This window comes from Enterobacter sp. CFEC122 (assembly GCF_052983755.1).
Genome location: NZ_JBRIQR010000062.1, coordinates 1 through 14235 on the forward strand (window position 1 = coordinate 1; position 14235 = coordinate 14235).

Consider the following 14235-nt stretch of genomic DNA (forward strand, 5'->3'; position numbering starts at 1 on the left):
CTAGTTTATCGGTCAGTTCAGCAGACACTTTATACCGCCGCCATGGGATCGATGTTGTTTCGTTTGGCAACTCGCTTCATGACCCGGATTGCTACTACCTCATTCGCACCTTTGACAGCGCTGAAAAATGGCTGCGGCTCTCAATGCTTTTTACGCAAGCGATGACTGGCACAGCGGTCCACGCGAAAACATCGTTGGCAGCATAGAGACCAGCATTAAAACAGTGATGAATCTACCAACTAAAAACGTGGAAGGGCTGCGGGTGCAATCGTAGGTTATATGGATTCACCAGACGCATTTTAAGCGCCTCAAAATTTGGCACTATGAAAATACTACCCTTAATAAAAAAAGCGCCACATAGCTTCCTGGTGCGTTTGGCACATCTTACGATTTATGTCTGCGCCGCGCGTCGATGACGCCTTGATAGATGCATGAATTTCACGCTGCCCTATCAGGGCGCGATAACGAACCGGAACGGTGATCCGCAGAACATAAATACCACTTGGACGTCGATATAGATTATCACGCTGCGCCATCGGCTGTATGACCCCTTTGTAGGAGGATCACGAGCGCCGTCACGTATGGTTTAGAAAAAGATAGTGGAATGAATACGTTAGGGGAATTCTGGAGCGGGCGAAGGGAATCGAACCCTCGTATAGAGCTTGGGAAGCTCTCGTTCTACCATTGAACTACGCCCGCTTTGAGGTGCGTAAGGCATTATAGACCTTACGCACCTTCATACAAGCCTCTTCACAACTAACCGGCGATTAAATAATCACTTAGCACTTCGGTTTGCTGCCGGGCGCAGGAAGATAACGCTGCGGATCGATGGCCGTCGCCTTGTAGCGAATCTGGAAATGCAGCTTCACTGAATCCGTACCGGTACTGCCCATGGTGGCAATCTTCTGCCCTGCTTTGACGTTCTGCCCGTTGTTGACCAGCATCGTGTCGTTGTGCGCATAGGCCGTGATGTAGTCTTCGCCATGCTTAATCATGATCAGGTTACCGTAGCCGCGCAGCTGGTTACCCACGTAAACCACCTTCCCGGCTCCGGAGGCATAAACCGGCGTACCGCGCGCAGCGGCGATATCAATACCCTTGTTGCCACCTTCAGAGAGTGAGTAAGGGGCGACCACTTTACCGCTGGCAGGCCAAATCCAGCAGCGCTGTCCAACCGGCGGCCATGACGATTGTGGCACCTGATAGGACGGCGTCACTTTGGCGGTTTTGCCTTTCGAAGAGGATTTTTTGCCCGAGGACGATCCGCCGCTAACCTTCAGCTGCTGCCCCACCTCGATGGTGTAGGGCGGAGAGAGGTTATTCAGCCGCGCCAGATCCTTCACGCTGGTTCCCGTTGCGCGCGAAATCCGGTACAGAGTGTCCCCGCGTTTGACGGTGTAGACCGAACCGGAATAGCTTCCCGTATCCGAAGATTTGCTCCCTGAACAACCCGCCAGTAATAGCGTCAGCGTCAGGCAAAAAATAGCGGTAAGGGGTTTTCTCGTCAGGCTTCCTGCAAACAAAACAGATCCTCGGTCAGCGTGAATGGCGCACTATGATAACAGCCAAAACGAACAGGGGTCATGCCCTTTTCCGCTCTACGAGCCAAACCGTTCGTATAAGAATGCAGTATAATGCTTCGGCTGATGGTGCTGAACCACTCGGCAATTTGGCACTGGAGCATCAATGAGTATTCAAGAACACGTTATTTTGGTAAACGACCAGGGAATGGTGATTGGCACTCAGGAAAAATATGCCGCGCACACGTTACATACCCCGCTGCATCTGGCGTTCTCTTCCTGGCTTTTTAACGCAAAAGGCGAATGTCTGATCACCCGACGCGCCTTAAGCAAAAAAGCCTGGCCCGGCGTCTGGACCAACTCCGTGTGCGGCCACCCGCAGTCGGGTGAAGAGACAGTCCAGGCGATAATCCGCCGCTGCCGCTTCGAAGTGGGCGCGGAGTTGACCGATATCACCGCCGTCGCCCCTGAATTTCGCTATCGGGAAACCGACCCGTCCGGGATCGTGGAAAACGAAATTTGCCCTGTATTCGCGGCACGCATTACCAATGACGTGACAATAAACGAAGATGAAGTGATGGACTATCAGTGGGTTGAGCTTGATGCGCTATTCCGTGCGCTGGACGCGACGCCCTGGGCCTTCAGCCCGTGGATGGTCATGGAAGCGACGACCGCCCGCGAAAAACTCATAGCCTTCGCGGCGCAATAAAAAAGCCCCTTTCGGGGCTTTTTTTACATCTTAACGTCTTACTTGACCGGGCGCATCGCCGGGAACAGGATCACGTCGCGGATGGTGTGGCTGTTGGTGAACAGCATCACCATACGGTCGATACCAATACCCAGACCCGCCGTTGGTGGCAGGCCGTGCTCCAGCGCGGTCACGTAGTCTTCGTCGAAGAACATCGCTTCGTCGTCGCCTGCCGCCTTCGCGTCAACCTGATCCTGGAAGCGCTGAGCCTGGTCTTCCGCATCGTTCAGCTCGCTAAAGCCGTTGCCGATTTCACGGCCGCCGATGAAGAATTCGAAGCGGTCAGTGATTTCAGGGTTCTGGTCATTACGACGCGCCAGCGGAGAGACTTCAGCCGGGTACTCGGTGATGAAGGTAGGCTGAATCAGGTGCGCTTCGGCCACTTCTTCGAAGATCTCGGTCACGATACGGCCCAGACCCCAGCTCTTCTCAACCTTGATACCGATGCTTTCGGCGATCGCTTTCGCAGAATCGAAGTTATCCAGATCGGCCATGTTGGTTTCCGGACGGTACTTCTTGATCGCTTCGCGCATGGTCAGTTTTTCAAACGGCTTGCCGAAGTCGAAGACTTCTTCACCGTAAGGAACCTGCGTGGTGCCCAGAATATCCTGCGCCAGCGTACGGAACAGGGATTCGGTCAGCTCGATCAGATCTTTGTAATCCGCGTACGCCATATAGAGTTCCATCATGGTGAACTCTGGGTTATGACGAACGGAGATCCCTTCGTTACGGAAGTTACGGTTGATCTCGAACACGCGGTCAAAACCACCAACCACCAGACGCTTCAGGTACAGTTCCGGCGCGATACGCAGGTACATGTCCAGGTCCAGGGCGTTGTGATGGGTGATGAACGGACGCGCAGACGCGCCGCCAGGGATCACCTGCATCATTGGGGTTTCCACTTCCATAAAGTCGCGGTTCACCATGAACTGGCGGATACCGGCCATGATCTGGGAGCGAATTTTGAAGGTCTTGCGGGATTCATCGTTAGAGATGAGATCCAGGTAGCGCTGACGATAGCGCGCTTCCTGATCCTGCAGGCCGTGGAATTTGTCCGGCAGCGGGCGCAGGGCTTTGGTCAGCAGACGCAGCTCGGTGCAGTGGATAGACAGTTCACCGGTTTTGGTTTTGAACAGTTTACCTTTTGCGCCCAGGATATCGCCCAGGTCCCACTTCTTGAACTGCTCGTTGTAGATGCCTTCCGGCAGATCGTCACGGGACACGTACAGCTGGATACGGCCGCCAACGTCCTGCAGGGTCACGAAGGAGGCTTTACCCATGATACGACGGGTCATCATGCGGCCCGCAACGGCCACTTCAACGTTCAGCGCTTCCAGCTCTTCGTTCTCTTTCGCGTCGAAGTCAGCGTGCAGTTGGTCTGAGGTGTGGTCACGACGAAAATCGTTCGGGAACGGCACGCCCTGCTCGCGCAGCGCTGCCAGCTTCTCGCGGCGGGTTTTCAGTTCGTTGTTAAGATCGACTACCGCGTCAGCGCCCTGTGCTTGTTGTTCAGACATGTTGGTTCCTCATAACCCTGCTTTCAAACTTGCTTCGATAAATTGGTCCAGGCTGCCGTCCAGCACCGCCTGCGTGTTGCGGGTTTCAACCCCGGTACGCAGGTCTTTGATGCGGGAGTCATCAAGGACGTAAGAACGGATCTGGCTGCCCCAGCCGATGTCAGACTTGTTGTCTTCCATCGCCTGTTTCTCAGCATTTTTCTTCTGCATCTCCAGCTCATAAAGCTTCGCTTTCATCTGCTTCATGGCCTGGTCTTTGTTCTTATGCTGGGAACGGTCGTTCTGGCATTGCGTGACCAGCCCGGTTGGAATGTGGGTAATACGCACCGCAGATTCCGTACGGTTAACGTGCTGGCCGCCCGCACCGGATGCGCGGTAAACGTCGATACGCAGGTCCGCCGGGTTAATTTCGATATCAATATCTTCATCAACTTCCGGGTAAACAAACGCGGAGCTGAAGGAGGTATGACGACGGCCGCCGGAGTCGAACGGGCTCTTACGCACCAGGCGGTGAACGCCGGTTTCAGTGCGCAGCCAGCCGTAGGCGTAATCACCGATGATCTTGATGGTCACGGATTTAATACCGGCCACTTCACCTTCTGACTCTTCGATAATTTCGGTTTTGAAGCCGCGCGCTTCGGCCCAGCGCAGATACATACGCATCAGCATGCTGGCCCAGTCCTGCGCTTCGGTACCACCGGAACCTGCCTGAATATCAAGATAGCAGTCAGCGCTGTCGTATTCGCCGGAGAACATGCGACGGAATTCAAGCTGCGCCAGCTTCTCTTCCAGCACGTCGAGTTCTGCCACGGCTTCGTTAAAGGTCTCTTCGTCGTCGGCTTCGACGGCCAGCTCCAGCAAACCGGAAACATCTTCCAGCCCCTGGGCCATTTGATCCAGCGTATCTACGATAGCTTCGAGAGAGGAACGCTCTTTACCCAGCGCCTGTGCGCGTTCAGGTTCGTTCCAGACGTCCGGCTGTTCCAGCTCGGCGTTTACTTCTTCAAGACGCTCTTTCTTGGCATCGTAGTCAAAGATACCCCCTAAGAACGTCAGAGCGCTCCGTGAGGTCCTGAATACGGTTTTTTACCGGATTAATTTCAAACATGGTCTGTTTTCTTTTATGGACTTGTCAAAATGCGGTGATAAGAGCGGGATTGTACCGAATCCACACCCTTTTTTATAGAGATTACTGCCGCTAAATTGGCCAGATATTGTCGATGATGATCTGAAGGGTGCGGTTGCCGCGAAACTCGTTGATGTCCAGTTTGTACGCCAGCTCGACCTCGCGCACGCCGTTGTCCGGCCATACCGCCGTGTCAACGTTAAAGGCAATGCCGTCCAGCAGCGGGCCGCCGCCAACCGGCTCAACCATCACCTTCAGATGACGCTCGCCGACGATGCGCTGCTGCAGCAGGCGGAAACGGCCGTCGAACAGCGGTTCCGGGAACATCTGCCCCCATGGACCGGCATCGCGGAGCATTTGCGCCACGTCCATCGTCATCTCAAGCGGTGAAAGCTCGCCATCGGACACCACTTCCCCCTGCAGCAGGGCCGGGTCAATCCAGTCGGTGACCAGCTCGCCGAACAGGCGCTGAAACTCGTCGAATTTCGCCTCTTCCAGCGACAGGCCTGCCGCCATCGCATGGCCGCCGAACTTGATCATCAGGCCCGGATACAGCGTATCGAGACGCTCCAGCGCGTCGCGCATGTGCAGACCCTGAATCGAGCGGCCAGAGCCTTTCAGCGTGCCGTCGCCCGCCGGGGCGAAGGCGATCACCGGGCGGTGGAAGCGCTCTTTGATGCGCGACGCCAGAATGCCGACCACGCCCTGATGCCACTCGGGATGGTACATTGCCAGGCCGCCCGGCAGCGTGTCGCCGCTGCGCTCCAGTTTTTCGCACAGGGTCAGCGCTTCGGCCTGCATCCCCTGCTCAATCTCTTTACGGGTCTGGTTCAGGGCGTCCAGCTCGTTGGCCAGCACGCGCGCCTCACCGAGGTTGTCGCACAGCAGCAGCGCGACGCCAACGGACATATCGTCCAGTCTTCCGGCCGCGTTCAGGCGTGGACCGAGGGCAAAGCCCAAATCGCTTGCCGCCAGCTTGAGCGGGTCGCGGTTGGCGATTTCCAGCAGCGCCTTGATCCCCGGACGGCACTTGCCTGCCCGGATACGGCTTAAGCCCTGCCAGGTCAAAATACGATTATTGGTATCGAGCGGGACCACGTCCGCGACGGTACCCAGCGCCACCAGATCGAGATATTCGGCCAGGTTCGGTACGGCAATACCGCGGGATTCGAACCAGCCCTTGTCGCGTAACAGGGTACGCAGCGCCAGCATCAGATAAAACGCCACGCCTACGCCCGCGAGGGATTTCGACGGAAAATCACAGTCGCGCAGGTTGGGGTTAATAATCGCGTCGGCGGCAGGCAGCGTTTCACCGGGGAGATGGTGATCGGTAACCAGCACCGGGATCCCCAGCGCGTGGGCATGATCGACCCCCGCATGGGAAGAGATCCCGTTATCGACGGTCATGATCATCTGCGCACCGCGGGCGTGGGCCTGATCGACCACTTCCGGGCTGAGTCCGTAGCCGTCTTCAAAACGGTTCGGCACCAGATACGTGACGTTATCGCAGCCCAGCGCGCGCAGGCTGAGCACGCTCAGCGCGGTGCTGGTTGCGCCGTCGGCGTCGAAATCCCCTACTACCACAATGCGCGTGTTCTCACGCAGGGCGTTGTAGAGCATTTCAGTGGCTTTTTCGATGCCGTTCAGCTGCTGCCAGGGCAGCATCCCTTTTACGCTACGTTCAAGATCCTCAGCACGACGCACGCCGCGGCTGGCGTAGAGGCGCTTCAGCAGCGGCGGGAGATCGTCCGGCAAATCAATCGGTTCAACCGCCTCGCGGCGGCGCAATTTTATCGGGGCTTTCACGCGGATTATTTACCACTAACCTGTTTCTGGTGCGCGTCGAGGAACTCTTTCATCTCTTTTGGTCCCTGATAGCCCGGAACGACGTACCCGTTGCTCAGGACAATCGCTGGCGTACCGCTCACGCCAAACTGCACGCCCAGCGCGTAGTGGTTAGCGATATCAATGTCGCAGGAGGCCGGCTTAACGCCTTTGCCGTTCATCGCGTCGTCAAACGCTTTGTTGCGGTCTTTTGCACACCAGATGGCCTTCATGTCCTGCTCCGGCTGGCTCTGCACGCCCGCGCGCGGGAAGGCCAGGTAACGCACGGTAATACCCAGCGCGTTGTAGTCTTTCATCTCTTCATGCAGCTTGTGGCAGTAGCCGCAGGTGATATCGGTGAAGACGGTGATAACGTGTTTTTCCTGCGCCGCCTTATAGACGATCATCTCTTTTTCGAGCGCGTTCAGGTTTTTCATCAGCAGCTGGTTGGTCACGTTGACCGGCTGCGCGCCGCTCACGTCGTACATCGGCCCCTGAATAATGTGTTTGCCGTCTTCGGTGACGTACAGCACGCCGCTGTTGGTCAGTACCGTTTTCATCCCGGCGACCGGTGCTGGCTGAATATCGCTGCCGGTGACGCCAAGCTTAGCGAGCGACTGTTTGATAGCGGCGTCGTCAGCATGGGCGAAACCGGTGAAGGAGGCTGCCAGCAGGGTGAACAGCGCGAAACTCTTTTTCATAGTTGATCCTGTTACAATTCGTCGGCACTCACGCACGAGGGTGGTGCTGTTGGTGTAGCTGCCGCAGGCGTTCCGTCGCGACATGGGTGTAAATTTGCGTCGTGGAAAGATCGCTATGTCCCAGCAGCATCTGCACCACGCGTAAATCCGCGCCGTGGTTGAGCAGATGCGTCGCGAAGGCATGACGCAATACGTGCGGCGAAAGCTTTTCACTGTCGATACCGGCCAGTGTGGCGTAATGCTTAATGCGATGCCAGAACGTTTGCCGCGTCATCTGCTGTGCGCGCTGGCTCGGAAACAGAACGTCGATAGACGCGCCGTTGAGCAGCCACGGGCGACCGTGCTCCAGATACGTTTCCAGCCAGTAAACCGCCTCTTCGCCCAGCGGAACCAGCCTTTCCTTGTTTCCTTTACCGATGACGCGCACCACGCCCTGACGCAGGCTGATGTCGCTCATCGTCAGGCCAACCAGCTCCGAAACGCGCAGGCCGGTAGCATACAATAGCTCAAGCATCGCTTTATCGCGTAACTCCAGCGGCAGGTCAACAGCCGGTGACTGTAATAATCTCTCAACTTGTGCTTCGCTGAGATCTTTCGGCAGCCGCTGCGGGAGCTTAGGGGATGCCAGCAGCGCGCTGGGATCGTCTTCGCGGATCTTCTCACGGTAGAGATGCTGGAACAGCCGACGCATGGCGCTGAGCAAGCGCGCAGAGCTGGTGGCTTTGTAGCCCCCTTCTACACGTTCACCGAGCAGCGCCTGCAGGTCGTCGCTTTGCGCGCTCGCCAGCGAGAGCTGCCGACGGGCCAGCCACTCCACCAGCATGGTAAGATCGCGCCGATAGGCGCTGAGCGTATTCTCGGCCAGATTTTTTTCCAGCCACAGCGCGTCGAGAAACTGTTCAACGAGTGCGAGATCCTTTTCCACATCAGCCCCTTTGATTCTGCAGTCAGGCCATTATGCCTGATTGTGACCGGTTTCTGGTACACTACGCGCAAAGTCAAAGCATGAATTGAGATAGTTACGCGATGAATATTGGTCTGTTCTATGGTTCCAGCACCTGCTACACCGAAATGGCGGCAGAGAAAATTCGCGACATCATTGGCCCGGAACTGGTGACGTTGCATAACCTGAAAGATGACGCGGTCGCGCTGATGGAACAGTACGATGTACTGATCCTGGGCATCCCAACCTGGGATTTTGGTGAGATACAGGAAGACTGGGAAGCCATCTGGGATCAACTCGACTCAGTCAATCTCGACGGCAAGATCATTGCCATGTACGGCATGGGAGATCAGCTGGGTTACGGGGAATGGTTCCTGGACGCACTCGGCATGCTGCACGACAAGCTCGCGCCGAAAGGGGTGTCGTTCATCGGCTACTGGCCAACCGAAGGTTACGAGTTCACCAGTAAAAAACCGATTATTGCCGACGGCGAGCTGTTTGTTGGGCTCGCGCTGGATGAAACCAACCAGTACGATCTTAGCGATGAACGTCTGCAAACCTGGTGCGAGCAGATTCTGGGCGAAATGGCAGAAAAGTTTAGCTAACGCGCGCTACCCCTGCGTCGTCTGCTGCAACAGCATCCGGCGCAGGTCTCGCCATTCGGCAGCATCCATACTGTCAGCCGCCAGCCAAAGATGCTGGCACCGCCCGCCGTCCACCTTGCGTAACCGTAACATCATGCCGCAGTTGAGCATCCAGGGCATACCGAGAATATCCCACTCTTTTCCCTGCCAGCGCAGGCGGGAATCCATCAGTAATTTAATCTCTCCCTGACGGGCATTAATGCGACGCTGGCTGCGTACGCTGTCAAAAACGACAAACGAAAGTAGCAGCAGCCACAGCGGCGTATAGCTCAGCGGCCACGGCATCAGTAACACAAAGGCCGCAACCAGGCCGTGGAGCAATAAAGACATCCACTGCGAGCGCCACGAGACGCGAAGATCAGATTGCCACAGGACCACGTTCCCGATTCCGTGTTTGAATTAATTGCACCATCCGTTGCAACTCGGTGTCGGCGGGTTTGCCGTGGTTCATCAGCCAGTTGAATAAATCCGGATCGTCAGATTCAAGCAGGCGAACAAACAGACGCTTATCGTCGTCGCTTAAGGTGTCATACTCATATTCGAAGAAAGGCATGATGGAAATATCAAGTTCACGCATGCCGCGACGGCACGCCCAGTGAATACGGGCCTTGTTGTTAATATCCATGTTCAGTTTCCTGCATTACGTTTGGCACAGTCGGTACCCCATTCGGTGTTCTTTATTTCTCTACGGGGACACCAGCTAGTGTAACGTGTTTTTGACCGTTTCATTACTGGAATATTGCGATCAACAAGCAGGCTTCCAGAATAATCCCTACAAACACAGCGGATTACACTATTTTGCGTGGCGCTACGCAGAACCGGTTTATGGCACAAATGGCCTGTTGAAAGCGCTTGCATTGCCTGCAGGCTCTTTTACCATTAGGCATTATCAAAGCGTTAAGCAATTCAGGATATCGTTATGGCCTTTACACCATTTTCTCCTCGCCAGCCCGCCGCCTCTGCGCGTCTGCCGCTGACGCTTATTTCTCTTGATGACTGGGCGCTGGCAACGCTCACCGGTGCCGACGCCGAAAAATATCTGCAGGGCCAGGTGACCGCCGACGTCAGCCAGATGACCGAACACCAGCACCTGCTGGCCGCCCATTGCGATCCAAAAGGCAAAATGTGGAGCAACCTGCGTCTGTTCCGCCGTCAGGACGGCTTTGCCTTTATTGAGCGCCGCAGCCTGCGAGACGCCCAGCTCAAAGAGCTGAAAAAATACGCGGTCTTTTCCAAAGTCACCATTGCCGCAGACGACGAACATGTCCTGCTGGGTGTGGCCGGCTTCCAGGCGCGTGCGGCGCTGAAAAACCTGTTCAGCGAACTGCCGGATGCCGAAAAGCAGCTCGTCAGCGAAGGCGCCACCTCAATCCTGTGGTTTGAACACCCGGCGGAGCGTTTCCTGTTAGTCACGGATGCGGCAACTGCCGAACGCGTGACCGAAGCGCTGCGCGGCGAAGCGCAGCTCAACAACAGCCAGCAGTGGCTGGCGCTGAACATCGAAGCGGGTCTGCCGATCATTGACGCTGCAAACAGCGCGCAGTTTATTCCTCAGGCAACGAACCTGCAGGCGCTGGGCGGCATCAGCTTTAAAAAAGGCTGCTACACCGGCCAGGAGATGGTCGCACGAGCAAAATTCCGCGGGGCAAACAAACGCGCGTTATGGACACTTGCGGGCCATGCCAGCCGCGTACCTGAAGCAGGGGAAGATTTAGAGCTGAAGATGGGTGAAAACTGGCGCCGTACCGGCACCGTATTAGCCGCCGTACAGCTGGATGATGGACGTCTTCTAGTGCAGGCCGTTATGAACAACGACATGGAAGCGGACAGCGTGTTCCGCGTGCGTGACGATGTGAACACGCTGAGCATCGAGCCGCTGCCGTATTCTCTGGAAGAGTGATGCTGTATCGCCCGGTGGCGCTGCGCTTACCGGGTCTACTTATCCCGTAGGTCGGGTAAGGCGAAGCCGCCACCCGACGAAAAACTACACCTGCCCCACGTACAAATAAATCGCCAAAAAGTGGCACACGCTGCCGCCGAGCACAAAGCCGTGCCAGATAGCATGGTTGTACGGAATGCGCTTGCAGACGTAGAAAATCACGCCGAGCGAATACACCACGCCGCCTAAGGCCAGAAGCGTTACGCCCCCTATCGACAGTTTGATTGCCAGCTGGTACACCACGATCAGCGACAGCCAGCCCATGGTCAGATAGGTGACCAGCGACAGCACCTTAAACCGGTGCGCGATGGTGAGCTTAAACAGGATCCCGAGCAGCGCCAGGCTCCAGATAACGATCATCAGCCCGCGCGACAGCGGTGAGTTGAGCCCCACCAGCAGAAACGGCGTATAGGTACCTGCAATGAGAAGATAGATAGCGCAGTGGTCAAACTTCTTGAGCCATATCTTGGCCCGCTGATGCGGGATCGCGTGATACAGCGTCGAGGCCAGAAACAGCAGGATCATGCTCCCGCCATAGAGGCTGTAGCTGGTAATAGCCATCGCGCTGGCATTGGCGTCTACCGCCTGCACCAGCAATAACACTAAACCGACAATCCCAAACACCAGGCCAATGCCGTGGCTGATGCTGTTGGCTATTTCCTCAGCCAGCGAATATCCCTGTGCGATTAATGGTCTGCTCACCATACAAAACTCCGGGAAAACAAAAGATGATTATTCATCGCATCACTATGCTAACTGAGAATGATTCCAGTGAACACCTGTTAGCTAAAATAATTTCACATCAGAATTTATGACTATAAATCATAGGCATAAATAAATTTCTCACCTAACATTTGTTCACATTAAAATTTAACCATTAAGAATCAAGAGCATAAAAATGGATCCTGTCGTCAGGCCCCATGTTATGATGAATACATCAGGTCTGAATAAGAGTTATGCCACTGTGAGCATGTTCACCCACTCCGCCATTGCCAGTCTCAATAACCTGGAGATGATGGTCTACAACTATGTCATTAAAAACCGTGACAAAGTCATGTACATGACCATCCGCGAGCTGGCGGATGCGGCGGGTGTCTCGACGACCACCATCCTGCGCTTTTGCCGCAAGCTTAACTGCGAAGGCTACTCGGAGTTTCGCGTTCGCTTTAAGCTTTATCTTGAACAAAACGAGCCCCAGCAGGCGAACTTTGGCGCCAGCGAAATAATCAGCTTCTTTAAAAGCGTAAATAATGAAGAGTTCGACGCGTTATTAGATAGTGCGGTCGATATTATTTTATCGTCGGAACGCATTATATTTGTCGGCGCAGGGACATCAGGCTCGCTGGCAAAATATGGCGCACGTTTCTTTTCTAATATCGGAAAATTCAGTAACCATATTGATGACCCTTATTTCCCGGTCACCAATGACATGGCGAAAAATGCGCTGGCGATTGTGCTCTCCGTCTCGGGTGAGACCGAGGAAATCCTGCGCTTCGCCAGCCAGTTTAGCCTGCATCACTGCAAGGTGCTCTCCATTACCAGCCACGAGCACTCGCGTCTCGCAAAACTGGCGGACTTTAATCTCTCCTGGCACGTTCCCCAAACGCGTATTGCAGGCGTCTACGATATCACCACGCAAATTCCCGTCATCTATATTCTGGAATCTCTCGGCCGTAAGCTGGCGAAGAAACTTGCAGAATAAAACATCCTGTTTTTTTGATGTGACAAATCACATTATGCCCAATTTGTTATATCGTGACATTTAATTTCGCTTTGCTAGACTCGATGCCAATAAGCCATTTATTGAGAATAGCAGCGATGAAAAAATTGACCTTACCAAAAGATTTTTTATGGGGTGGCGCGGTTGCCGCTCACCAGGTTGAAGGCGGCTGGAACAAAGGCGGCAAAGGGCCAAGCATTTGCGACGTATTGACGGGCGGCGCACACGGCGTGCCGCGCGAAATCACGCAGGACGTGGTGGCGGGAAAATACTATCCCAACCATGAAGCGATTGATTTCCACGGCCATTACAAAGAAGACATCAAGCTGTTTGCCGAGATGGGCTTCAAGTGTTTCCGCACCTCTATTGCCTGGACGCGTATCTTCCCGAACGGTGACGAAACGCAGCCAAACGAAGAAGGGCTGAAGTTTTACGACGACATGTTCGATGAGCTGCTGAAATACAACATCGAACCGGTGATCACCCTCTCCCACTTCGAAATGCCGCTGCACCTGGTGAAGGAGTACGGCAGCTGGACCAACCGTAAAGTGGTCGATTTCTTTGTGCGCTTCGCGGAAGTGGTCTTTGAGCGCTACAAAAACAAGGTCAAATACTGGATGACCTTCAACGAAATCAACAACCAGCGCAACTGGCGCGCCCCGCTGTTCGGCTACTGCTGCTCGGGCGTGGTCTATACGGAACATGAAAATCCGGAAGAGACCATGTACCAGGTCCTGCACCACCAGTTTGTGGCCAGCGCCCTGGCGGTGAAAGCCGCGCGCCGCATCAACCCGGAGATGAAAGTCGGCTGCATGCTGGCGATGGTGGCGCTCTATCCGTTCTCCTGCAAACCGGAAGACGTGATGTTCGCCCAGGAATCGATGCGCGAGCGCTACGTCTTTACCGACGTCCAGCTGCGCGGCTACTACCCGTCCTACGTGCTGAACGAATGGGAGCGTCGTGGCTTCTCCATCAAAATGGAAGCGGGTGACGAGCAGATCCTGCGCGAAGGCACCTGCGACTACCTGGGCTTCAGCTACTACATGACCAACGCGGTGAAGGCGGAAGGCGGCACCGGCGATGCCATTTCCGGTTTCGAAGGCAGCGTGCCGAACCCGCACGTGAAGGCGTCCGACTGGGGCTGGCAGATTGACCCGGTGGGCCTGCGCTATTCCCTGTGCGAACTGTACGAGCGTTACCAGAAGCCGCTGTTTATCGTTGAAAACGGCTTCGGTGCCTACGACAAGGTGGAAGAAGACGGCAGCATCAACGATGACTATCGCATCGACTACCTGCGTGCCCACGTGGAGGAGATGATCAAAGCCGTCACCCACGATGGCGTCGATCTGATGGGCTATACGCCATGGGGCTGTATCGACTGCGTGTCGTTCACCACCGGCCAGTACAGCAAGCGCTACGGCTTTATCTACGTGAACAAGCACGACGACGGCACGGGCGACATGTCGCGTTCCCGCAAGAAGAGCTTCGAGTGGTATAAAGGCGTGATTGCCAGCAACGGCGAGGCGCTGTGATTTTTTGCCCGGTGGCACTGC

General features: G+C 55.4%; 14 protein-coding genes, 1 tRNA gene and 2 pseudogenes. 6 read left to right on the forward strand and 11 right to left on the reverse strand.

Translation table 11 applies throughout. The features are described 5' to 3' along the window. Positions 1 to 47 precede the first annotated feature (47 nt). Positions 48 to 274 (forward strand): annotated as a pseudogene (locus ACVCAM_RS24735) (NIPSNAP family protein). 124 nt (positions 275 to 398) lie between these two features. Here the strand turns inward: ACVCAM_RS24735 and ACVCAM_RS24740 are convergent. The 3 genes and pseudogenes from ACVCAM_RS24740 to actS form a co-directional block, all read right to left on the reverse strand. After that, a pseudogene (locus ACVCAM_RS24740) lies at positions 399 to 536 on the reverse strand (hypothetical protein); the annotation flags it as partial. Positions 537 to 625: 89 nt separating this feature from the next. Then, positions 626 to 699 (reverse strand) — tRNA-Gly (locus tag ACVCAM_RS24745). Positions 700 to 779: 80 nt separating this feature from the next. Continuing rightward, positions 780 to 1523, reverse strand: a complete 744-nt coding sequence (actS, locus tag ACVCAM_RS24750; RefSeq protein ID WP_023294504.1) for an amidase activator ActS — start codon at positions 1521 to 1523, stop codon at positions 780 to 782. A gap of 163 nt (positions 1524 to 1686) precedes the next feature. On the opposite strand from actS, the gene idi reads away from it, so the two are divergent. Then, on the forward strand, positions 1687 to 2229 hold the full coding sequence (idi, locus tag ACVCAM_RS24755; protein WP_008499704.1) for an isopentenyl-diphosphate Delta-isomerase: 543 nt from the start codon (positions 1687 to 1689) through the stop codon (positions 2227 to 2229). Positions 2230 to 2267: 38 nt separating this feature from the next. Here idi and lysS read toward each other — a convergent pair whose 3' ends face one another. The 5 genes from lysS to xerD form a co-directional block, all read right to left on the reverse strand. Further along, positions 2268 to 3785 (reverse strand): lysine--tRNA ligase, encoded by a 1518-nt coding sequence (lysS, locus tag ACVCAM_RS24760; RefSeq protein WP_021242046.1) that lies wholly within the window; start codon positions 3783 to 3785, stop codon positions 2268 to 2270. A gap of 9 nt (positions 3786 to 3794) precedes the next feature. Then, positions 3795 to 4893 (reverse strand): peptide chain release factor 2 gene (gene prfB / locus ACVCAM_RS24765; protein ID WP_095908218.1). Its coding sequence is split into 2 segments (ribosomal slippage): positions 3795 to 4817 and positions 4819 to 4893, totalling 1098 coding nucleotides; the frame shifts between segments, so codons are not numbered across the junction. Between the two features lie 90 nt (positions 4894 to 4983). After that, entirely contained in the window at positions 4984 to 6717 is a 1734-nt protein-coding gene (gene recJ, locus ACVCAM_RS24770) for a single-stranded-DNA-specific exonuclease RecJ (RefSeq protein ID WP_045335242.1), read from the reverse strand. A 5-nt stretch (positions 6718 to 6722) separates the two neighbouring features. Then, positions 6723 to 7436 carry a bifunctional protein-disulfide isomerase/oxidoreductase DsbC gene (dsbC, locus tag ACVCAM_RS24775; protein ID WP_008499708.1) on the reverse strand — a complete coding sequence of 238 codons (714 nt, stop codon included), beginning with the start codon at positions 7434 to 7436 and terminating at the stop codon, positions 6723 to 6725. A gap of 28 nt (positions 7437 to 7464) precedes the next feature. Beyond that, on the reverse strand, positions 7465 to 8361 hold the full coding sequence (xerD, locus tag ACVCAM_RS24780; RefSeq protein WP_008499709.1) for a site-specific tyrosine recombinase XerD: 897 nt from the start codon (positions 8359 to 8361) through the stop codon (positions 7465 to 7467). A 101-nt stretch (positions 8362 to 8462) separates the two neighbouring features. Between xerD and fldB the strand changes: the two genes are divergently transcribed. Then, on the forward strand, positions 8463 to 8984 hold the full coding sequence (fldB, locus tag ACVCAM_RS24785) for a flavodoxin FldB (protein ID WP_008499710.1): 522 nt from the start codon (positions 8463 to 8465) through the stop codon (positions 8982 to 8984). 6 nt (positions 8985 to 8990) lie between these two features. Here the strand turns inward: fldB and ACVCAM_RS24790 are convergent, their stop codons facing one another. After that, entirely contained in the window at positions 8991 to 9401 is a 411-nt protein-coding gene (locus ACVCAM_RS24790; RefSeq protein ID WP_021242050.1) for a protein YgfX, read from the reverse strand. Then, complete coding sequence (gene sdhE / locus ACVCAM_RS24795) at positions 9382 to 9648, reverse strand: FAD assembly factor SdhE (RefSeq protein WP_006178375.1); 267 nt, start codon at positions 9646 to 9648, stop codon at positions 9382 to 9384. Before sdhE ends, ACVCAM_RS24790 begins: the two co-directional genes overlap by 20 nt. Before the next feature lie 294 nt (positions 9649 to 9942). On the opposite strand from sdhE, the gene ygfZ reads away from it, so the two are divergent. Next, positions 9943 to 10923 carry a tRNA-modifying protein YgfZ gene (ygfZ, locus tag ACVCAM_RS24800; protein ID WP_008499712.1) on the forward strand — a complete coding sequence of 327 codons (981 nt, stop codon included), beginning with the start codon at positions 9943 to 9945 and terminating at the stop codon, positions 10921 to 10923. 84 nt (positions 10924 to 11007) lie between these two features. On the opposite strand, the gene trhA is transcribed toward ygfZ, so the two are convergent. Next, positions 11008 to 11667, reverse strand: a complete 660-nt coding sequence (trhA, locus tag ACVCAM_RS24805; protein ID WP_032653297.1) for a PAQR family membrane homeostasis protein TrhA — start codon at positions 11665 to 11667, stop codon at positions 11008 to 11010. Between the two features lie 265 nt (positions 11668 to 11932). Between trhA and ACVCAM_RS24810 the strand changes: the two genes are divergently transcribed. Next, a complete protein-coding gene (locus ACVCAM_RS24810) occupies positions 11933 to 12664 on the forward strand; it encodes a MurR/RpiR family transcriptional regulator (protein ID WP_021242053.1) in 732 nt (243 codons plus the stop codon). A 116-nt stretch (positions 12665 to 12780) separates the two neighbouring features. Then, on the forward strand, positions 12781 to 14214 hold the full coding sequence (locus ACVCAM_RS24815) for a 6-phospho-beta-glucosidase (RefSeq protein ID WP_129345361.1): 1434 nt from the start codon (positions 12781 to 12783) through the stop codon (positions 14212 to 14214). Positions 14215 to 14235: the final 21 nt, after the last annotated feature.